We start from the raw sequence: 20913 nt of genomic DNA on the forward strand, positions 1-20913 counted from the left end.
TGTCCGGGGGCGGTTTTTCTGATCAGTAGGTCGTGGTTTGGCCTGGGCTGATCAGTTTGTTTTCTGGTGGTGGTAGCGCTTCAAGCCCTGGTGTGACGACTGGGTGCCAGGGGAGATGAGCGCGTGGCTGCGTGCTGAGCTGCCATTTGGTCAGGTCGAGTGAGCGTTGGTCAGCTGTGGTCAGTTTGCCCGAGTGGTGATCAGTATCGTTGAGTGTTCTTATGCGCTGGTTGTGGTGTTGATGTTGGCCCAGTACGGGGTGGTGTCCGTGCCTCGTGGAGTCCGGTCGCAGAGCGGACCGGGGCTGTGGCCACCGTCGTGAGGTACCTCAAGGCTGTAGGAATCACGGCCAGATCCGCTCGCAAGGTCGCCATGGCTCTCAAGTACCTGCTCCTGGACCCGGCCACCGCGGGGAAGATTGCCGTTCTGTTGCATAGCGGGGTGGGCTACCGCCGAAACGATGTGGTGGCCCGCTCCGCATACTGATGCGTTCTCGCTGTGGCAGGACACCAACCGTCAAAGGATGGAGTGCAGATGGATGTGGGATCGGTGCTCGGGAGCATAGGCCGAGCGGCGGCAGGGGCGGGCCGACTGGTGTGGGCAGTGGTGACCGCGCCGACCACGGGAACCGAGTATGACGTCCGGTCCAAGATCGACAGTCTTGTGGAGAAGATCGAGAACGAGGTGCCGGAGGAGCTGCGGGACCGGGCATGGGGTCTGGTTCTGGATGGGCTGTACGGGGTACCTCAGGAGATCGATCAGTTGGTGGAGGGACGACAGACGCCCGATGACGAGGAGGCCGGGGGTACGTCGGCCAAGAACTGACGTCGGGAACCGGCGAGCCGGAAGGGCAGGCGTGCCGATCCGATGCTGGTGCGTGCGGAGAGTTGCGTGCGGCAGATGGCTCAGGTGATCACGGCGGAGGATCCAGACAGCGGTCGTGCGTGCGCAGGGCCATGAAAGAGGCGGGCGGGACTGGGGCTGGCGGAGCCGAACGGCATGGCCGGACGGCACTCGGTCTGGAACCTGTTCTCTGCCAGGCAGAAGCTCTTGCCCGTCGCCAACAAACGAGCTACCTCCCCGCCCGAAGGCTGCACTGGAGCGAAGGCAGCAATGGCCGGGTTCGGTCCGCACGGCGTCGCGGTGACGGACCGGACCGCCGCCAGTTCTACCCTGAACCGCCCGGCCCCTGAGGTAGACCTGTCGGAGACGACCCCCACGTAACAGCAGTGGTGGAGCGCCCTCGGTAGCCACGTCGCGTCGGTCAGGCCGGGCGGTCTGCTTCGCCAGCGCAGCGAGCGCCGGTCTTGGCACGCTGTTCGGCTGGCCAGAAGGGGGCGGGTCACAGGCTGTCGGCCCATGTCGGGACGGGGAGGCTGTGGACGTCGCCGAGTGCGATACGGAGCGGACTGAGGAGGCGGTGGGCGAGGCTGGGGGAGAGGTCTTCGAGGGCGAGGGCCGTGGCGGCGAAGCACACGGTTTTCTGTTCGTCTGAAAAGTTCCGTACGCGCTTGCCGTGGATGCGGGCTGCTCGGCCCAGTGCTGCTTCTGTGTGCTTGATCAGTGTGTTCTTCAGCGTGGCTCGGTCGGTGGTCCTGGCGAGGTCCTGGGCCTCGTACCACGCTGGATCTTCGCGATCGGTCGGCCACGCCTTGTTGTAGGAGCGGCGCAGGGTGAGGACTTCGTCCCACGTCAGCTTCTCCAGTCGGGTGAGCAGTGCTGCCGTTGTTCGTCCTTGAGGACCCAGCGCCCACCAGGCCGGTACTCGGAACCAAATTCTTTGGCCCCACGTTCGTCCGGAGCGTTCCTCGTCGTCGTTCGGGACGAGACTGACAATCCACAGCCCGAATGGAATCTCGGTCGCGAAGGGCAAGTAGTTGGCACCTGATGCATGTGGTGCCGCGCGGTGCCATGGCTGCTTGCGGCGCCGCAAAGGCACGCCGGGTGTTTCCTCGATGAGGATGCTGCGGCGGTCCCGCAGGGCGGCGGCGTAGTCGGCAGGGTCGTCGTCGAAGCCACGGCCTGAGGGGCGTGTGACCTTCCATCCCCAGTCGGCCGGCAGACGGTTCGGATCCACTCTCGCGACTGTCCAGTCCTCCCATCCAAGACCAGGCATCTTCTCCTCCTCCGTGACGATGGTGAGGCCCCACAAGGAGCACCTCCGGGGCGTGCGCGGGCGCAAGGGAGTTGCTTATGCACCGAAGGTGACGCTGGGCGTAAGTGCGTGGAAGAGCTCAGTAGCGGAAGCCGAAGAGTCCGCCGGTGGGGGAGTCGGTCAGGACGGTTTCGAGGGTGTACGGCTCGGCGTCGAAGCCCAGGCGGGTGGCTTTGGCGAGGTCGTCGGTGTTGAGGGTGGCGATGTACTGCATGTTCTCTTCGCGGGTGACGTCTGCGGCGAGTTGCAGTGCGGCTCTGAGTTGCCGGTCGTCGACGCCGTCGTACAAGTGGCTGTCGTGGATGAGGAAGTCTGGGCCGCGTCCGTGTCGGTGGGCGAGGACAGCAAGGGTGAGGTCGAAGCAGAAGATGACCATGTTGCCGATGCCGCGGCTGTTGTCGCTGTCGATGCGAGGAGTGATCGTCAGGCTCTCGCGTCCGGCCTGGATGGCCAAGAAGGCCTCGCAGGGCCCGTTGTTGCGGCTCGGTTGAGGGTGAGCAAGGCAAGGGGCTACGAGCTGGGCATTGCTCACTTTGGTGGGCGCATCCTTTAGGTGGAGGTTTGCCGTAGGTGGCCTTAACTTTCCTTAGAAAGGACTCGCTTGAAGATCCGTTGGTCTGTGATTCGTGCCCCGCTAGTCGATGCGGCCTGTGTTACTCACATTGAGCGAACGCTGCGCACCTTTACCGAGCCGCCGGTGTACGTGGTCGAATCCGTGGCTGGAGAGACTGCTTCGGGGGGCTTTCGTGACCGAAGTCCACAGAGTTGGCGGCCAGCGTCTACTGCTCGCCGGAGGCGCCATCCGGCGGCTTCCAGCAGCCGGACATCTCCAGGAGTGACGTTGTCACCTGAGCAGGTTTGGCGCTCCGTCCGATACCGGTCCTGACGAACCATGCCACCGCATGCAGAGGCTGGCATCGCCGCTGACAGTACTGACCGCCGTTGCCGGGACGCAGGCACCGGTGAATGGGCAGGAATCACCTGCGCCCGGCAGGGTCTGTCCGCCAAGGTGGCCAGAGACGCCGCCGGCCCCCGACGGTCGCATAGCGCGGGAACGGAGAGAGCCAGCCACGTGGGAACTGGACAGCGCGGAGGGCCACCGGGGACGGGTGGGAGTGCTGCTGGCAGATGGAACGGTGCCCGGCCCGGTGTACTACGACACCGGGAGCGGCGCCACCATCCAAAAGTCCACGCAGTGATATTCGTACGACGGGACACTCGGCGCGTCTCTTGCGGACCGCATGAGGGCGGCCTGTGCCTGCGGCTGGTACGGCGAGGCTACCTATCTGATCGACTGGGACCTGGCCGGCCGCTATGAGGCGCATGAGTACGACACCAGCGGCCCGCTGGAGGACTGGGCAGAGCACGCCCGCGAGACTGGAGCGGATCGTTGCCTGCAAAGCCCCTACTTTGCGCGGGCCGCCACTGGAACCTTCACTTGGGAAGAGATCGCTCGCTCCCTGGTCAGCACTGGCAAAGCCCTCGATGACCGTCTGCGCCGCTACGACCGGCGGCGCTACTGACCAGCCCGCAGGCAGGGGACCCGGCAGCTCTTCCGATGTGCGTCGGTTGCGCCGCTACCCCAAGGGGGCGCTCGTGGTCCTTGAACGGCGCGTTGCTCCGGTCTGACCGATCTGGTGGAGGACGGGCGGTGGGCAGGAAGGGCGAGCAGCGCGTGGGCCGGCCGGAGGCGCGGCCCCGCGGTGTTCGGGCGCGGTCGTCGGCGCCGGGCGTTGAAGCCGTCCCTGTCGCTGCCCGAGTACGCCACGACCGCCGACGAAGGACGATCTATCCGCCAGGCACCCCGCACGCTCTAACCGAATCGGAGCATGTCGGTGTGGCGGCGGCGTGCTGTTTCACGCAGCAGAGGTATGAGCTCGTGCCGGGTCCGACCCAGGGTCTTGATCCGGTGGCAGTTGGGGCACAGGGCAATCATGTCTACAGCCTCGTCGTCCCCCGTAGCGGCAAGGCCCCCGATGTGGTCGACGTCGAGGAGCGGATCGCCGGCGTCACTGACATCGCCGGGCTCGCCAGGGTTGGCACACTGCGGGTTCTCACACCGGCCGTTGCTGCGGAGAATGACGGCACGGCGTGCCTCCGTGATGCGGACCGGCGCGTCGCTTGCCTTGCGGCGACGGCCTCGTGCCTTGGCGAGCTTGTTCTGCGCCGTTTCCACGAGCTGTCGGTACACCCTGGAGCGGTCCGTGTCCGACATGGGCTTCTTCTGCAGCGGGAGGGCGGTGGCATCCGGGGCGGGCGCGGCGGATTCGGGCTTGTGAGTCCGTGGGTCGGGGCCGAAGTCGATGGGGTAGCCAAAGTGCACGCCCGCGACATCTGTGGGTATCGGCGGTTTCGGAGTCTGATGCCGGGGAGCTGCCGACTGTGTCGGAGCCGCTGTGGAGCGGACGGCTGTGCGCTGAGAGGAGCGCGGCTTGAGCAGGGCTCGCCGCGAACGCAGGTACGCATCGACGGCGTCGGCGTTGTGCTGGGCTCCCTGGCGGGAGCGGTATTGCAGGGAACGGACGTGTTCGCGGACAGTGCGGTCTCGCCAGAAGCCGGAGTCGTCGGCGCCGATCGCGTGGCGCAGTCGCGGTGACTCTCGTACGGCATCGGCCTGTCGGCGGTGGTGCAGCAGCTCCCAGTCGGCGCCGTCACGTCCGCCAGGAAAGTACACGTTCTCCGGCACGAGGGCATCGACCGCGTGCTGTGACCAGCCGGCAGCCACCAGCATCTCGGCCGTGAGCCACTGCTGACCGAGCTCGCTCGGCCTGGCCGGGAGAAGAAAGGTCTGACGGCTGCGACCACTGGCTGTCTTCACAGGTTGCGGTTGCTGCCGGCGGCGGCGATGGGCGGCGCCGGGAGTGTCCCGCCGCGCCTGGGGAAGATTGCGTTCCTGAAGCGAGCGGATACGTCTACGAGCTTCAGCACTCTTGAAGTACTTGGCGAACTCGCCTTTGCCAACCCGTGGCCCAAGGACGGGGTCGGCCAGGACAGCGCAGACCTGCCCCCGGTGATACCGGACCAAGCCGGTGTCCAGCACATCGGGGACGAGGGCGTCGATAGGTGCTTGGCGCCAGCCCATCAACCGCAAGTCCTCACCACTGAGCCACTTGATTTCAGCTGGAGGTGGCGAGACGTACGCCCTGTCGAAACGGGCACCGCTCAGCTTGCGACGTTCAGCCACAGCAGCCGTCCTCGGCTCTGCCGGCAGTACGGAGTATCGGGTGCAGGCTACTCAAGGACGAACTCCTTGGGGGAGAGGGAGACTGAAGGGGCGTGACCCGGACTGGTCCACACTCCTTCACAAGGATGCAGGGTCAGTTGCAGTGGAGACAGTGCTGCCCAAGATGCAGCTCGTCTCGTTCAGTTGATCACCACTTGGCAGTGCTCTAACTGATCGTTTCAGGATGAGGTTCGGAGCCGTCGCAAGCAGATGATGCTGCGAGCGAGTTGAAGCAGGCCGAGGTGGGGATCTGCGCGTATCTCGTAGCGGGTCCGCAGGCGCTTGACCTGGTGGAGCCAGGCGAAGGTCCGCTCCACGACCCAGCGCATCTTGCCCAGCCCCGAGCCGTGCGGGACACCTCGACGGGTGATCTTCGGGGTGATGCCCCGGGCCCGCAGGATGCGCCGGTACTTGTCGTAGCCGCGGTCGGCGAACAGCCGTCGGGGCCGGTGACGAGGCCGGCCGACCAGGCCGCGGATGCGGGTAATCACGTCCAGCAGTGGCGTCAGCTGGGTGACGTCGTGCCTGTTTCCGCCGGTCAAAGTGACGGCGAGAGGGGTTCCGTGTCGGTCGACGATCAGGTGGTGCTTGCTCCCCGGCCGGGCGCGGTCGACCGGCGAAGGTCCGGTGTGAGCCCCCCTTTCAAGGCCCTGATGTGCGAGCCGTCGATCGCGCAGTCGTCCATGTCCAGCAGACCGGCCTTGCGTAGTTCGGCCAGGAGGACTTCGTGCAGGCGGGGCCAGACGCCGGCCTCGGTCCAGTCCCGCAGCCACCGCCAGGCCGTCACCCCGCTGCAGCGGGTCCGCTCGAAAGGTCCGGGCCCGCGTCGAGCACGCCTTCGCCCGCATGAAGCACCACAAGACCCTCCGAGACTGCCGGCAGCGCGGCACGGGCCTCCATCACGCGGTCCAGGCCGTCGCAAACCTGCACAACCTCGCCCTCGCCACATGATCAGACAAGCCGCACCCCCGCTCTGACCTGCCTGATCACAGCCCTCTGCAACACGCTTTAGGCCAGGATGTCGACGCGTTCCGAGCACGCCCGCTGGATGGCCAGCAGGTCAGCGCGCGCAGGGCCGGCGCTTGCGCCGCCGACGGCGGCCCGCACCTTCTCCTCGATCCCAGCGACCACCTCGTCGGTGAGGAACGGCAGGCCGACGCGGCGGTAGCCGGTGTCCACGGGAGTGGACAGCCCGAGCTTGACCGCGTCCCAGGTCCGCAGGACCGCCATCTGCTCGTCGCCGTGACCACCACCCGCCTCCCGCTCGCCGCGCAGCCGGAGGATCCAGGGCTTCGACCTGCTCGCCGTGGTGCGGCTACGCGCCCGGTCAAGCTCGTCGAGATCTCTCAACAGGGTCTGCGTGCCGGTGTGGATCTGCGTACACAGCTTCCGCGCCCGGGCGAACGTCTTGTGGGTGACCACCGCCGCGCCCACCACGAGCGTCAGGCCGGTGGAGATCAGCGGCACCGGGTGCGTGGCGACAAACCGTGCCCCCAGGAAGGCCACCACGGCGAAGATGCCGGTCACGTTCGCCAGCACCCGGAAGATAGCCGCCCGCTGGATACGGCTTGTCAGCCGCTCCAGGACGTGGTCCTTCGGCTCGGCGATCCGCGACAGGATCGTCAGCGCGATGTAGATCAGCGACAGCGACAGCGCGGCCTGCCGGTAGTTGACCGGCTGCGCCGTGCCGTCGATAACCTTGACCAGACCGACGATCGGGCCGGGCACCGCGAGGCTCCCGACCATGGACAAGATCACGAAGATCTTGAGGACACCCTCACGTAGATGGTTCGCCTTCAGGTAGCGGGTCAAGGCCGGCATCCCTGAGATCGCCACCACCCATCCGCCGAGGAAAACGAATTGCCCCACCCCTCGCCGGCCGTCTCGGAAGAGCACGTCGCCGTAGACGATGATCGCGAATCCGAGAGGGAGCAGAGCGAGTCTCCAGTGGGTGCGCACCGTGCGGACCATTGTCATGAGCCCACTGTGTGATGCTGCACCGGCCGACCGTGCTGATTTGAGGTATCCCAGAGGGTTCCGGCCACGTACGACCGTCGCTTCACATACCTGCCCGCCCCAGTCTCAGCCCGCCGCCGGTCCCTGTTGGGATGTATGCCTTGCCGCAGCGTCCCCTTTCCGCTCCGTTTGTAGTACAGCCGGTACCCGCAGGTGCTTCTGCTGAGCGGGTACAGCGTCAGCGTCCCGGCTTAACCGGTGCGTTGCCGGATTCTTCCTCCCCGGCCGGGACGGCGCGGGTGGCTGCGGTCTGGGCGCTGAGCGGACCGCTGCGGTAAAGGATCACGGTGATCAGCAGGCCGGCGGCGAAGAACGCGGCCGACCGCCAGGAGGCGGTGTCGTGCGCGGCGTAGGTGCTGGTCAGGTCGAGGGCGGTCAGCCAGGCAATCGCGGCCGCCACGAGTGCCATGCCGAGCGGCACGATCGGGCGGGGGCCGAAGCGCGGGACGAGCACGTTCTGGGCGGTCATCGAGGTGGCCACCATCATCGCAACCATGGTGCTGGTCTGCAGGGGAGTGTCAGTTGGACGTCGTCATTTAAGTGTCAGTGGCACAAGCCCGGTGACCTGGCGGTTGGCGCTGACGCGTGGTGCTCATCTGCTTCTGACATGACTGACGATGGGGCATGTCGCTCTCGTGCAGACTGCTATAGCGGTTGCTGGGTTTGCGCTGGTCAGTGGCGTTATCTGCCTGGAGTGTCGGAGTCCGGCCAGAGGGCCGCGACGCGTTCCTCCATGGAGGAGATGAGGATCCGTTCCGGACGGCCTGCGAAGAGGTAGAAGAGTGATTCCGGAACGTAGCCCGGGCGGCGGAACCAGTTGCGGACCCGTTCGCCGCGTCCCTGATCATCTGCGATCTCGCCGAGGACTTGTTCTGTGTCCTGGTAGATGTGGGCACCGCGCAGCCGCCCGGCCGATCTGCTGATCATGAATTCCTGTAGTGGGGCCAGCCCGCCGCCCGGGCCGGGGGTCCGTCCCCAACTGCTGAGCGACGGTGTGGACATGAGGATGTCGTTGACGGTGTTAGTGGTCTGGGTGTGATGCCACACCTCCAACAGTGTGGCGTGACGTCCTTGGTTGATGAGGTGGTCGGCGAGATTAGTCAGCAGGCGGCCGGTCAGCATCATGTTGCGGCGCACGTCCACGGGCACTTGCGTGCCCAGTACGGCCAGTGCGCCCTCGCGCAGCAGGAGATCGGCGATGGAGACGGCGCTGGATCCCCGGGGAGCGACGTGACATGCGCTGAGCACGATGACGGGTGGAGTGTGCTGCAGGCCGAGTTCGACGTGCGGCTCGTCGCCGATGACGATGGCCGCCGTGTTGGCAACGAGGGTGCCGTGCGCGCTGATGATCAGCAGGTCTGGTGTGTGCTCGCTGACAGCCTCGCGCAGGGCATCCAGGGAGAGCGTCTGCACCGCGTGGATACTCAGCCCCTTGACGTCTTTCAGGGTGTCCTGAGTGATCCGCCAACCGTCTCGTGAGATTCGGCCCACCGGGTCGCTGGCGGGGATGCACTCCGCCACCAGGACACGGATGCGGTTCTTCCACTCGACACCGACGGCGACGGCACCGGCCTTCTGTACGGTGCGGGTCAGCGGCAGCAGCGGCTCGTACGTCAGGGGCAGGCGCGCCGCCAGCGGGGCGGTGTCGCCCGGCAGGGTGGCAAGGCCCAGCGGGAAGTTGGAGAACACCGTGAGCATCGATGCCCGGCTGATGGCCTCCATCACCGGTTCGGTGAACAAGGGCCTGACGACAGCGTTGAGGCGGCTGAGCAGTTTCTCCACCGAGCGGGGGCGGTCCGCGGCAGAGTCTCGGAAGTGCTTTTCCAGATCGGCCAGCAGCGTGAACGCGCTGGGGGGAACGGAGGGCATCATCAGTCCCAGGCTGTCGTTGGCGACGGCCCGGTGGGTCAGCGTGTACTCGATGGCCGCCCGTTCGACTTGGGCATCATCGCGTTCACCGATCTCGGTCGACCAGGTGTCGCCGGCGTCCAGGGCCGCGAGCGGGCGGACGCGGGCTTTGCGCAGCTGAGGGGGGTAGGCGCCGCGTATGTATGCGGGCGCGACTCCGGGCAGCGCCACTGCAACCGGCAGCCGCAGTCGTGCCTTCTCCTCAATGACCGTCTGTCCAAAGACCGGTTCGGCTTCTTCGATAGTCAGTCCCTGACGCTCCAGTCGGGCGGTGGCCGCGACGAGCGTGTGCCCCTGCAGGGTGCGATGAAGCAGCGTACGTGGTTCCTCATCGGCGGGCGCATCGATGTCCCAGCCCATCCGGCGAGCCATGAGACGCCAGGGCAGGTCCAACGCGGCCAGGTCCAGCCGACGGCTGAGAGCGACCTTCCCCGCCAGCGGAGGGACGTCGGGGTATATTCGCTCCTGGATGGCCTGCCAGTGTTCTTCGAGACTCGCGTCTCCCAGAGACGAGAAGGAGGCGACGGGGAGCTCGACCCCCAGCGCGACCGCTCCCCGTGCGGTCCGCTCGACGAGCTCGTCCGGGCACAACGCCAGCATCGGCCGCCACCACGGTGCCAGAGCCAGGCTGTCGAGCGCGGTGACGGGAACGGGCATCACGTGATGTCCCATCGCCAGCTGCTGCAGCCCCTTCAGCTTCCATGCTTCAAGGTCGACCAGGTCTCCTCGTGACTGCGGCAGATGCAGGCAGTACCACAACCCGGGCAACGCCCGGGCTACGTCGCGTGCCAGTGCGTGAGGGATGGCGAATTGATCGGGGTCCTCAAGCGGTGCGTCGATGACCGGCGAGGTTTCTGAGGGAGCCGTGCCGTCCTCCGGGTCGAACACCACGAGGTAGAGCAGATGTCTGTCGGCATCCGGGGGTTAAGGGGCTGGTGTCGTCACTCCTAGAGCCTAGTGCTGTGCAAGGGCTCCCGGGGTTCACCTATCCGCCTGCGGCATCCTCCAAGGAGGGCACCTCCGGTCGGAGGTCCTCCGTCGATAGCGAGGTAGGTGCCTCCGTCGTCCGCGAGCAGGGTGAAACTGCGGCCCTCAGGTCGTCCAGCGCCCATGCGGACCCGGCGGCGCGAACATAAGAGGCCGTCGTCTTCGCTGCCACCCGCTCTCTGACCGAGGCCGCCCGAGCCGTACAGCGGCACGACGAGCGGATCATCTGGGGAGTCGGCATCCATCCCGGACTCGTCCGCAGCCACACCGGCTTCGACCCCGACACCTTCGCCCAGCTGATCGCCCGCACCCTCTGGTCAGCGAGATCGGGCTCGACGGCAAGAGCCGCGTCCCGATGGACCGCCAAAGGCCACCCTCCGCCGCGTCCTCGACGTCCTCACCCGCACCCCGCGCATCGCCAACATCCGCAGCTACGCCGCCTGCGGGCAGGTGCTGGAGGAACTGGAACGGGCCCGGCGCCCGGCATGGTCCTCCACTGGTGGCTCGGCGACCTGGCTCTGACTACCCGTGCCGTCAGCCTCGGCTGCTACTTCTCTCTTAACGCCTCCGCCGTACGCAAGACCGCGCTGCTGGAGGCCATCCCCCTCGACCGTGTCCTGACCGAGACCGACCACCCTTTCGGTGACTGCAGCTCCGGCCGACCGCTGCCCGGCAACGTCGCCCTCGCGGAGCAGGCACTCGCACGCCACCACCGGACGACACCCGAGAGCATCCGCCCGATCGTGTGGCGCAACCTGGCCAAGCTTGTACGCGACACCCGTTGCGCAGCTCAGCTGACGCGTCCGGTCTTACCTCGCTTCACTCCCGCCGCAATGACCCAACCCGTGCCGCCTCGCGTGACGGGTTTTTTCCCGGAAGCCTTACACCGGGGGTGGCGTCACCAGCTTAGAGGCGCGGGGGTCGATGTCCGCTGCATAGCTCAGGGTTGGTAGATCGTGGTTGTCCAGGCCGTTCATTTCAACGGCGACACGGCTGAGGAGGTGAGCGGCATGGACGGACTGGCCGTCGGCGATGGCGGCGTAGAACCGAGCGGCGTAGGTGATGGCGTCGACGTCACCGATGGAGGCGGGCATTGCGATGACGAAGGGGATGGCGGCGACGAGTTGGGTGATTTGGATTTCAGAGAGGGAGGAGTTGAGCAGCACGATCAGCGGCTTGTCGTCGACGGCCGCGATGGCCCGTGCGAGGGCATCGGCGCTGGCGATGGCGTGCCCGTGAAAAAGGTCCGCGCCCTGCTCGTTGGCGCTATGGCTAGAGAGGTGCACGACGTGCGGGCGGAACCGGCTGAGCGCGTCCAGCAACATGTCGGTGGTCGGAGCCGGGTGGGCTTCGAGCTCGATGAGGTCGCGGTGCGTGGCACTTTGCACGGCCGCACGGATCCTCTGCTGTTCCCGCGCGATACGCAGGTCGCCGTCCGAGGTGGCCCCCAGCAGCAGCACTCGCAGTTTCTCCGGGTTTGGAGCCCGAAGCTTCTTCGGCGCGCTGCGTACCTCTGCCTCGGCTGTCGACAGACGACTCTCCTTCCTGGCCTGACTGGCAGGAGCACGACGCTCGGCCTGCTCCGCCTTGGCGAGCTTTGCGGCCAGGTCCGCCGCTTCCCTGCCGTACCTGGCGGCCTTTGTACTCCAGATACTTGCATCGCGAGCGGCTTTGTTCGCTTCGGCGTCGTGCCGCTGCGCGCTGTGCAGTCTGGCCGACTGGATGCCGACGCTGGTCGTCCTGGCCGCGGCCGACCGATCTCTTGTGGCTTTTGCTCGCCGGTCGGCTTCCTTTGTTCGGAATTCGCTGACCTTCTTCTCCGCGTCGGCGAGGGCCTGGTGTTTCGTGGCCAGTCGATTCCGGTAGGAGCTGGCCGTTGTGGGGGTGTTCTTGCGTGCAGAACCGGCCGCGAGCGCTCTTCCCAGTTCCTCGGTGGATCCCTCGTATAGCCAGCCGGCTTCGGGATCCGGTCGAGCACTCGGCTTGAGCGGTACAAACCGGTCCTTCAGGGCCGGATCCAGCATCTCCGCCATCAGGACGCGCAGGGTGTTGGACACGGCGAAGTGCACGGGTGAGTCGGCGAAAAGCTCCGCCTGGTGCACCTGCTCCCTGAAGAACGTGTTGCTGGCAAGCCGGACGGCCTGCGACACGGCTTCACCGACAAGACCCCGGCGCGTGTCCGCCACCTCTCCAAAGGAGGCCCCGACCTCGATCGTCACATCGTGCTGCGCGGCGACGGCGGTCTGCAGTTCGGCCAACACGCGGCCCATGTCCTGCACGGGCGTCGGGCCGTCGAGCTTCGCCAGCAGATCTACTCTCCGATCAGCCACCACTGGTTCCTCGGCGACTACACCGTCGATACCTGCGCGGCGCATGATCGCGGTCAGGGAATCCCTGATGCTATGCGTCAACTCCAGTTCCAGGTGGGGAGCGTCTGTGTCGCTCCGACCGCTGACAGCGTGCACTTCGACGGCGAGGCATACGGCATTTGGTGCGGTCGAGGAATCGTCGGGCGGCCCGCTTCCTATGTCCTCCAGCTCGTACGGCGTCGTCATGTGTGTCGCCAGTGTCCGGCGGAAGCCCTGGTCCTGGAGGAGGAGCGCAGCAGGCAAGGCCATGAGCTGGGGACGCTGGGGATGCCGTCGGGTGACCATTCCCGCGAAGACGCCGTCGCAGGACACCAGTGCGCCCGGCGACGTCGCCAATGCGCCTGCTGTGAAGGGCTCTGTGCCTTCGATGATGAGGGTCACGTCAGTAGGCCGTGCCTGCCCGCTCAGCTCAGTTGGTTCGCCCGACCGCCCGAAGCCAGCGACGCGTACGGATGACATGAGTCCTTTGGGCAGGCGCCCCCACCTCAATCGGAGCGGCAGGAGCCGCTCCCAGTCATCGCTGTCGAGGATGTTCTCGTCCGTAAGCATCAGGGCGGCGTCCACCCCCTGCCCCTTCCACATGGTTCGAAAGGTGATCTCCGTGCCGCTCGGGCCTACGACTCGCGGCCGCGACCCCGCGGCATCCGCCATGTGGGCGCACGTCAGCACGAGACGGGGGGTCAGCATGATGCCGGCTTCGATGTCTGGGGCTGTGCTGTTCGTCGCTCTCACCATGACGACACGCGGGGACTGATCGAACGCCCGTGACTGGTTCATGGTTGGGGGGTCGGACGCCGGGTCGGTGTCCGTAGCCAGATCCGCAACCGGCGCCGCCAGCTGCTCCGCGGACGGCTGTTCCTCGCCTACCTGGTTGCCGTCTGCCGGGTCAGTGGCGCTGCCGTGGACCTGCTCTCTGAGGCTGTTGGTGACGAGAATCTTGGCCTTCTCGTCAAGGGTGATCATGAAACCGTCGTTGAGCCGAGTGGAGCCGTGCTCAAGATGGTCGAGCAGCTGGCTGGCCGTCAGATCCGTCATGGCCCGGAACTGGGAGTCGAGGCGGACCTCCTTGCGGTGGTGCCCGATGAAGTCGAGCACGGTGAGTGCGGGCTTGCCCGGGAAGGGTGGAAGGCCGACACTCAGCTGCCGCAGGAGCCGAGTGGCACTGGACGGTGGCCGCAGCAGGAGCAGGGTGTCCACCTCAGGAATGTGGACGCCTTCGCTGAGCGCATTGACGCAGAAGACGATCTGCAAGCCGCCGCTCCTGAGAGAGGAAAGCGTCTCCTGGCGCGTTGCCAGACGGTCCCTCGCCGTGAGAGCAGCGGCACGAAGGCCGGCGTCATGGAAGCGCCGAGTCATGAATTCGGCGTGTGCCACGGACTCACAAAAGCCCACGGCCCGCATGACCCTCACGTCGGGAACCGTGTCCCGGACAGCGTGGATGACCAGTCTCGCCCGCGCGTCGTCACCAGTCAGCAGGTCGTTCAGCGAAGCCCGGTCGTACCGTCCCCCCTTCCAGTCCAGCCCTTGAAGGTCGGTGCCGTCCGCAAAGCCAAAGTAGTGGACGGGAGACAGCACACCAGTCGCCAAGGCGTCCGGAAGACGCATCTCCGCAGCGATACGACCTTCGAAGAACACCTCGTGGATGCCGGGGCCGTTCGTTCGTTCGGGAGCCGCTGAGAGGACGAGCAACTCCCTCGGCGCGAAGCGCTCCAGGATGTTGGCGAACGGCCGGGTTCCTATGGCGTGGGAGTCGATGACGATCACATCGAAGTGATCAGGTCTCAGCTGGTCCATGACTCGGTCGAGGGACTGCCACGTGGCGAACACGTGATGGCCCCGCTCGAGATTCCCCGCGCCGTACAGGAACTCTCCGAACTGCGGGTTTGAGAGGACGCCTTGGTAGGTCGGGCGTGCCTGGTCCACTGCTTCTACCGAACCCGCGACGAAGAGCAGACTCAGGTCTTGCTGGTGCTGCTCGCACAGGTGCTGGTAGTCGAAGGCGGCCATAGTGGTCTTGCCGGTGCCGGGAGGAGCGACGAGGAGATTACGGTGCCGGTCGTGGAGTTCGCGCTCGGCGTTCAGACGGTCAAGCATGTGGCGCTGGTGGGCACGCAACATGAGCGCCCCGTCGAACTGAGGTTCGTGCGGCGCGACTTCCACGTCTGGTGCAGGCTCGGGGGGATCGTCCGGCATTGCTGGGGCGGGGGTCTGCTGGGCGTCGTCCTTCTGGCCATCGCCGGACCGGGCCGCGAAGCCGGACAGGGCGTCGGGACCGGAGTAGGGCTCGGTGGACTCGACGCCCAGGAGACGCGCTGTTGCCGCAGCCGCTCGGGCGACGGGCCGCAGCCCGGTGGGCAGCATCTCCTGGCTTGTGGGTGAGTGAAGTGCGGCGACGATTCCGTGCGGGGCCTGAGGGTGAGCCTTGAGGTGGTCGGTGAGGGCGAAGTGGGCGTCCCAAGCCTGGTCGCGGCTCAGCAGTCCGCGCAGGTGTTCCGCCGCAGCCGGGTGCAACCGGTACACGATGTCTGCCCTCTCGTGCCGTGTTGCCGTGAGCAGTCCGGCGGTGAGGAACTCTGCGGTGTCGGCCAGGGCGGCGTCGGGGACGATGCGCTCACGGATCACGTCGAGAACGGGGAGGGTGAACACGTCGAGTGATGAGGCGGCGATCGCCAGCCGGACGGCGGGGGAGTGCAGGTTGTCCGTGAAGGCCTGGGCCGCGGCCGTGACGCGTGCATCGGTCGTCGGCGCATCGGGCGAGGCGGCGCTTGGCCGTGGACTGCGGTTTCTGGGGGGCACTCGCCCTGATGCCGGGACGAGGACGACTTCGCAGCCACTGGGGTCGGTACGCATCACGGCGTGCGCCCAGGCGAGGATCTGGTGGGCATCTATCTGCAGTACGGGCAGCGCCTGCCAGGGCTGCGTCCCTGGGGCGTCATTGCGGAAGAGGCGGGGACGGCGGTAGGCGAGGAGCCGTCCGGGGGATGCCGGGACCGAGGCGGTTGCGGTGGTCCGGGGCAGGTCGAGGCCGGAGCGTTGCCAGAGGCGTTTGGGAAGTGGGTTGATCAGGGCCACGGGTGCCGTCCGCCCCCACGTGTGGAGCGTCTGCCACAGCTTGCTTCGACGCCAGGCGGGAGCCGCGCAGTCGGAGACGACGAGCAGGAGCCGATGGGCGGGCTGGCTGTGGTGGGGATCGGACGGGTCTATGGGCAGAAGCCGGCCGTGCTGGTCGCGCAGTACGGGTTCGGCCTGCGGTGGATGCTCGAGGTGCCACACGCGGATGCTGCGGAAGGCGGACAGAGTGCGCAGCATCTGGGTGAGGGCGAGTGAGGTCTCGTCCCAGACAGCCATGGAGGTGCCGCGATCCACGACCACGACAACCTCCAGCCAGGGCTCTGAGGCAGGCGCGAGCTGGGGGACGAGCACACCGGTACGTGTGTAGTGGTCGACGGTGGCGTCCAGGTCGAGGCGCTGGTGAACCCGGGATGGCCGAAAGCGGCGCAGCGGGCGCAGGGCACGGCCGATGCCGAGAGCGTTCGGCAGGGCCGGGGCGCGGCCGATGCTCAAAAGGCTGCCGGGGATCGAGTGGCTGCTGCTGTCGTCCTTCAACCAGATCGAGGCAACCCCTGAAGCGCCTGCGTCCGAACCGGGTCCAGGAGCCGGCGGGTCATCGCCGGAGTCATCGGTGTCCGCGTCGGGCTGCAGGGGCGCATCGGCGGGTGGCCCTTCGGCGGCCGAGGGCGGACCGGCGGGAATGTCTCCCATCCGGCTGGCGCCGGATCTGGCGGCGGCGAGAACAAGAGCGTCGAGGGCCTCCCGGATGTCCCCCTCCGCACTGGCGTTGATGTCGTCCAGGCCGACACGGGCCAGGGCGGCCAGCAGCTGTGCGGCCCGGTTCTCAGCCACGCCCGAGCCCTTGGAAGAGCAACTCCTGCAGCCGTGTTCGCTGCCCGTCGTCCTGGATGCGGTCGCCGCGCAGGAGGTGGACGGCGCTCAGCAACTGATCGACGGCGAGGTTCTCACCGCGGTTCAGCCGGTCCACGAAAGCGGTCACCAGAGTGTGGGTGGTGTCTTCTTCGACCTTTTCCAGGTGGGCCTCGACGACATTGGTGAGAGTCGAGACCGTGAGCGCGGGCATGTCGAAGCGCACACAGCGCCGCAGGAAGGGGGCGGGGAAGCCGCGCTCGCCGTTGCTGGTGAGGACGATGACCGGGAACTCCTCGCACTCCACCAGGCCGTTTTTGACGTCATGCCGGATACCGGGGTCGGCGGTGCGGACGGTGACCTGCCTTCTCGAATGCCGGGCCAGTTCGGGAATCTCAAAACGCCCGCGTTCCAGAACGTCGAGGAGGTCGCTCGGCAGGTCCAGATCGCTCTTGTCGATCTCGTCGATCAGCAGGGCGCGGGGGAGAGGGCCGGGCAGCAGGGCTGTGCCGAGAGGGCCGAGTTGGACGAAGTCCCCGATGTCGTCGCGTGCGGCACGGCTGGCGAGGCGCGCGGCCCGTCCGCGCTTGGACACGGCGGGACGATCGACGGCGCGGAGGTTGTAGGCGTGGATGCGGCCCAGGGCGTCGTAGCGGTAGAGCGCGTCGGCGAGGGTGCTGCGGGAGGTGATGTGCCAGCGCAGCACACTCCCGAGCCCGAGTTCGGCGGCGATCTGCTCGATGACGGAGGACTTCCCGGAGCCGGCCGGCCCGGTCAGCAGCAGAGGCCGGCGCAGATGGAGCGCGGCGTTGACCGCGTCGACCAGTTCGGGATCCGCGCGGTAGGTGCTCGCCGGGGACGGTGACTGCACTGCGTCGGCCACGCCTGCCGTGCCCGTCGGCGCGCGCCACGGAGGCGGGGGAGGAAGCCTCTGAGGCAGCTCAGGAATGCTTCCCGTACCCGTGTAGTACGGCGTCCAGTTCATGCCTGCTCCTTCGGCGTTACATCTTGCGGGGCGACGACCGCCCGGCCGGCGCGCCGTTGGCAGAAGTCCTGCCAGTGCGCGTCGTGCCATGTCGTACGGATATCAGCCAGATGACCAGGAACGCCCTCCAGCTGCTCCTGGAAAGCGCGCAGGAGTTTCTCCGGCAGCGAGTCCCAATGTTCCGCGACCTCATCCTGCAAGGCCCGTGCGTCGCAGACGCTCCCACGCCGGGGCCAGATCAAGGCCGGGGTATGGATGAGGAGTTCCTCCAGCATGAGGTCGAAATCCTTCTCCGGCAGGGCGCCCACTCCCCATACGCAATCGCCCGCACGACGACGGCCGAGCAGCTCCTGCAGCTTCTCGATGCTGCTGAGGTCGTCCAAGCCGAGCCACGAGGGGCCGCAGCGGGCCTTGCTCTGCAAGGAGGACAGCAAGCGGCTGCCGGCGTCCAGCATCTCGTCGAGGAGGACATCGGACGGGGGCGTCAACAGACCCGACCAGCGGGTCGTGACGTCGTAGTCGACGCCCAGCATGCGTCTGCCGCGGACCACTTTCCACTCCTCCGGAGGGGAATCCAGAAGCAGGGACGTCGGGACCGACACATCGACCGCCACCAGCCGCTCGCCCGCGGCCGTCAGCCAGGACAACGCCCACAGGCGGCCCTCATCCAGCGCGGACACCAGGGCACCCGGCACCGGCCCGGGCTCGCACGGGAACTCTGCGGTGTGCACCACGGCCGAGCCGAACAGAAGCGAGGCCTCCACCCGGACGACGTCCTCACCACCGTCGTCGGCGGCCACCAGAACCAGGCGGGGTGTGGCCGCGCGCAGTTCGATCAGTCGGCTGTTCAGAGCAGAGCTCGCACCCGATCTGGTCGCCCAGACGGCCAGCTGCTGTGGAAGGACCTCACCGGGACTGATCAGGTGGGCAAGGGCGGCGACGAAATGCACCAGCGTCCGGCTCTGTCCCGCAGGGGCGACGGCCGACTGGCACAGGACCGCGTACTCCACCATGTCACGCAGGGAAGGGCAGGGCAGTCGTACCACCACCTCCAGCGGGAACCCGGCACGCACCGCCGCCTTGCGGAGCAAGTCATCGGTCAGGGCGTCCCCGAAGGTCTCCTCGAGGACGGTGACGGCTACAGCGCAGACAGCCAGGTCACGCTTGAACTCCATCACCCGTTGGACCGCGGGGTGGCCAAGGCGTTCCGGTTCCAGGCCGCCGAGCCAGTCCTTCAGCTGGTCCTGGCTGTTGATGCCTTGCGTGCCGTGCAGTCGGCTGAGCAGCTTGTGTAGCCTCTCGCACGCCAGAAGACCGAGAGAGCCGGTGGAGCGTCGGCCTGCGGCCCGGACGTTGTGGGCCAGCCACAGCGAGTCACCGGACATGGCGGCGCCGTCGAACATGAAGCCGCCAGGCTCCTGGGTGTGGATACGGCTGCGCAGTTCCTTGATCAGCTGGTCGTCGACGGTCAGGAAGTCGCCAGCAATGGGCAACCCGTTCTCCAGCAGCTCGGCGAGCTGGACACTCAGGTTCATGTCCCAGGCCGGCAGGTGGGCGGAGGCGGCGAACAAAAGCGACAGACGCAGACCGCCCTGCTGAAGCCCCGCCGTCGCGGACTGCGCATCCGGAAGGGCGGCGGCCGCGTGGCAGGTGTCGATGACGGCTATCAGACCACTGGGTCCGGTCTCATTCGTCACCGTGCCGATCATGGAGGGCACGTGCAGCTGGTGGATCGCTCCGTCCTGGGCGCTGCCCGAGGTGACGAAGTACAACGGGCCACCGTAGCCCCCCATTCCGTGGCCCAACAGCGCCAGGATCAGGGGGCCGCCGTCGTCCTTGGCCCGGCCGACGGCGGTAGCGAGGGCCTTTTCGACAGCCGTTTTGCCCAGGGCGGTGCCCACTAGCAGGGACCCTGCATCACCCTCACCGCGGTCGCGGCAGGCACCGAGATCCGGGTCCACCAGCGCCCGGTGCAGGCGGCGCGCCGCGTCTTCCAGGCCCGGCAGTTCCTCCGCGCCCTGGCACTGAGCTCCGACCACCAGCACATGGCGGGACACCAACGATGTGACAGCGCCTGTCATGGCACAAGAGCCTTGATGATCGGCCCGGCCACCTCCCCGTGCTCCAGATACTTGGTTGCCGTATGGGTCCACGCCCCAGTGGACTTCACGGCCGCGGTCTGCGCCCTCACCCCTCGGCCGCTTGGCGCGATCCAGTCCGCCAACCGGGGACGCCCGACCACAATGTCGTTCCGGTCCCAGAAGTTGAGCCACGCCCCCACCTCTTCCGGGCAGGACGGCGGCCGCGGCACCAGACGCTGCAGGACCACGCCGCCGAGCGCGAGAGGGGAGCCGAGCGTCACCCACAGTGCGACCGGGCCCCGGTATTCATGCAGGGCTTCGTAGGCCACGACCGTGCCCAGGGAATGCGAGACCACGACGAGCGGACGGGCGGGATCCAGTCCCTCCAGCACCCGGGAGCGGACGGCCGCGCCCAGAGCAGCTCTGTCACCGCGCCGACTCAAGTACCGCGCAACCTGAGAGAGATGCAACGCGAACGCCTGACCGTTCGCCCATTGCGCGCTCTGGCGAAGACCAGGCAGCTGCACCAGCGTCGTGGTCACCCAGACCAGCCGCCGTGCGAACGCGCCCGCCCCCTGCGCCTGGCTGCCGGATGAGAGCCCCTCGAGCTGGTGCCGGGCCTGCTCGATGAGCCGGGCGTCGCGCGTACCGGTATCCGGTGGGAACTGCTCGGCAAGCTCATCCACCATCGCCTCCAGCAAGCCGGCAAGCACCTGCTCCTCGAACAGGTCCAACTCCTCGCCCAGCGCGCCTCCTTGGGCTCCCTTGGTGGTGAACAGATCGCTGTAGTCGGCGAAACGCACATCCGCCAGCCAGCCTTTGGTAAGCGCCGAGATCAGTTCCGGCTGTCCGGCCGCCCGCACGCCGGTGGCCAACGCCTTCAGCCATTGCCGTTGTTCCGTCTCCGCGTTCCGGAGTCCGCCGATTCCGTGAACGAGCACGAGTTGCGGATGCGCCGTCGCCACCATGAGCCTCCCCCGGGCCTTACTGTGCGAAGGCCATCCTGCCCTGTGGAGAGCCAAGGACGGTACTTGAAGCGCCGAACACGGCCGCGGCGCTCGCGAACATCGCACCGCTCTCCCGCACCCAGACACCTAGTCAACTACAACCCAGTCAGCGGGCGTTGACGACCGAAAGCAAGGACGGCCCCGGTCCCTGGTCCACGGTTGTCCGGCCAACGGTCGGGCACACGCAGGAAGACGGATTCGCCAGCCGGCGAGCAACCTCCGAGACGGTGCACGCTCTGGACGGTTTCGGGTCAACCCGAT

At 67.2% G+C, this 20913-nt stretch carries 13 protein-coding genes and 2 pseudogenes; 4 read left to right on the plus strand and 11 right to left on the minus strand.

Annotated features, from left to right (window positions below):
* The first annotated feature begins 534 nt into the window (after positions 1–534).
* Entirely contained in the window at positions 535–825 is a 291-nt protein-coding gene (locus tag ADL08_RS18415) for a hypothetical protein (RefSeq protein WP_234352186.1), read from the plus strand.
* A 517-nt stretch (positions 826–1342) separates the two neighbouring features.
* Here ADL08_RS18415 and ADL08_RS18420 read toward each other — a convergent pair.
* Positions 1343–2077, minus strand: coding sequence for a hypothetical protein (locus ADL08_RS18420; RefSeq protein ID WP_234352181.1), 735 nt, complete (start codon positions 2075–2077; stop codon positions 1343–1345).
* Positions 2078–2234: 157 nt separating this feature from the next.
* Positions 2235–2609, minus strand: coding sequence for a DUF2326 domain-containing protein (locus ADL08_RS18425; protein ID WP_053644292.1), 375 nt, complete (start codon positions 2607–2609; stop codon positions 2235–2237).
* Positions 2610–3396: 787 nt separating this feature from the next.
* Here ADL08_RS18425 and ADL08_RS18430 point away from each other — a divergent pair.
* Positions 3397–3678, plus strand: coding sequence for a hypothetical protein (locus ADL08_RS18430; RefSeq protein WP_053644294.1), 282 nt, complete (start codon positions 3397–3399; stop codon positions 3676–3678).
* 290 nt (positions 3679–3968) lie between these two features.
* On the opposite strand, the gene ADL08_RS37220 is transcribed toward ADL08_RS18430, so the two are convergent.
* Positions 3969–5339, minus strand: coding sequence for an HNH endonuclease signature motif containing protein (locus ADL08_RS37220; protein ID WP_159043088.1), 1371 nt, complete (start codon positions 5337–5339; stop codon positions 3969–3971).
* A 218-nt stretch (positions 5340–5557) separates the two neighbouring features.
* Positions 5558–6177, minus strand: a pseudogene (locus ADL08_RS18440) (IS5 family transposase); the annotation flags it as partial.
* Between the two features lie 2 nt (positions 6178–6179).
* Between ADL08_RS18440 and ADL08_RS38260 the strand changes: the two are divergent.
* Positions 6180–6329 (plus strand): annotated as a pseudogene (locus tag ADL08_RS38260) (IS5/IS1182 family transposase); the annotation flags it as partial.
* A gap of 57 nt (positions 6330–6386) precedes the next feature.
* Here the strand turns inward: ADL08_RS38260 and ADL08_RS18445 are convergent.
* The 3 genes from ADL08_RS18445 to ADL08_RS18455 all read right to left on the minus strand — a co-directional run bounded on the left by ADL08_RS18445 (position 6387) and on the right by ADL08_RS18455 (position 10193).
* Positions 6387–7355 (minus strand): hypothetical protein, encoded by a 969-nt coding sequence (locus tag ADL08_RS18445; protein WP_159043089.1) that lies wholly within the window; start codon positions 7353–7355, stop codon positions 6387–6389.
* Between the two features lie 217 nt (positions 7356–7572).
* The gene (locus ADL08_RS18450; protein WP_053669239.1) at positions 7573–7881 is read right to left on the minus strand and encodes a hypothetical protein; all 309 of its coding nucleotides are present in this window, start codon (positions 7879–7881) and stop codon (positions 7573–7575) included.
* Between the two features lie 194 nt (positions 7882–8075).
* Positions 8076–10193 (minus strand): CHAT domain-containing protein, encoded by a 2118-nt coding sequence (locus ADL08_RS18455; protein WP_053644302.1) that lies wholly within the window; start codon positions 10191–10193, stop codon positions 8076–8078.
* 581 nt (positions 10194–10774) lie between these two features.
* Here ADL08_RS18455 and ADL08_RS39230 point away from each other — a divergent pair.
* Positions 10775–11242 carry a TatD family hydrolase gene (locus ADL08_RS39230; protein WP_199837034.1) on the plus strand — a complete coding sequence of 156 codons (468 nt, stop codon included), beginning with the start codon at positions 10775–10777 and terminating at the stop codon, positions 11240–11242.
* Here ADL08_RS39230 and ADL08_RS35710 read toward each other — a convergent pair.
* Genes ADL08_RS35710 through ADL08_RS18475 form a run of 4 tightly spaced genes read right to left on the minus strand, consistent with a single transcriptional unit; the run spans position 11171 to position 20613 of the window.
* The gene (locus ADL08_RS35710) at positions 11171–16561 is read right to left on the minus strand and encodes a DEAD/DEAH box helicase (protein ID WP_078968245.1); all 5391 of its coding nucleotides are present in this window, start codon (positions 16559–16561) and stop codon (positions 11171–11173) included. The two genes, ADL08_RS39230 and ADL08_RS35710, sit on opposite strands and share 72 nt — an antisense overlap.
* Positions 16554–17564, minus strand: a complete 1011-nt coding sequence (locus ADL08_RS18465) for an AAA family ATPase (protein WP_053644304.1) — start codon at positions 17562–17564, stop codon at positions 16554–16556. The genes ADL08_RS35710 and ADL08_RS18465 overlap by 8 nt, the downstream gene beginning before the upstream one ends.
* The gene (locus tag ADL08_RS18470; protein WP_053669241.1) at positions 17561–19645 is read right to left on the minus strand and encodes a hypothetical protein; all 2085 of its coding nucleotides are present in this window, start codon (positions 19643–19645) and stop codon (positions 17561–17563) included. Before ADL08_RS18470 ends, ADL08_RS18465 begins: the two co-directional genes overlap by 4 nt.
* Positions 19642–20613 (minus strand): hypothetical protein, encoded by a 972-nt coding sequence (locus ADL08_RS18475; protein ID WP_053644308.1) that lies wholly within the window; start codon positions 20611–20613, stop codon positions 19642–19644. Before ADL08_RS18475 ends, ADL08_RS18470 begins: the two co-directional genes overlap by 4 nt.
* Positions 20614–20913: the final 300 nt, after the last annotated feature.

This window comes from Streptomyces sp. NRRL F-6492 (assembly GCF_001280125.1).
Lineage (GTDB): Bacteria > Actinomycetota > Actinomycetes > Streptomycetales > Streptomycetaceae > Streptomyces.

Bases quoted from the DNA above. Each gene is read 5' to 3' on its own strand.
- ADL08_RS18445 (WP_159043089.1), bottom strand. From the start codon at position 7,355: ATGACAATGGTCCGCACGGTGCGCACCCACTGGAGACTCGCTCTGCTC.
- ADL08_RS18470 (WP_053669241.1), bottom strand. From the start codon at position 19,645: ATGACAGGCGCTGTCACATCGTTGGTGTCCCGCCATGTGCTGGTGGTC.
- ADL08_RS18430 (WP_053644294.1), top strand. From the start codon at position 3,397: ATGAGGGCGGCCTGTGCCTGCGGCTGGTACGGCGAGGCTACCTATCTG.
- ADL08_RS18465 (WP_053644304.1), bottom strand. From the start codon at position 17,564: ATGAACTGGACGCCGTACTACACGGGTACGGGAAGCATTCCTGAGCTG.
- ADL08_RS18450 (WP_053669239.1), bottom strand. From the start codon at position 7,881: ATGATGGTGGCCACCTCGATGACCGCCCAGAACGTGCTCGTCCCGCGC.
- ADL08_RS18475 (WP_053644308.1), bottom strand. From the start codon at position 20,613: ATGGTGGCGACGGCGCATCCGCAACTCGTGCTCGTTCACGGAATCGGC.
- ADL08_RS39230 (WP_199837034.1), top strand. From the start codon at position 10,775: ATGGTCCTCCACTGGTGGCTCGGCGACCTGGCTCTGACTACCCGTGCC.
- ADL08_RS18415 (WP_234352186.1), top strand. From the start codon at position 535: ATGGATGTGGGATCGGTGCTCGGGAGCATAGGCCGAGCGGCGGCAGGG.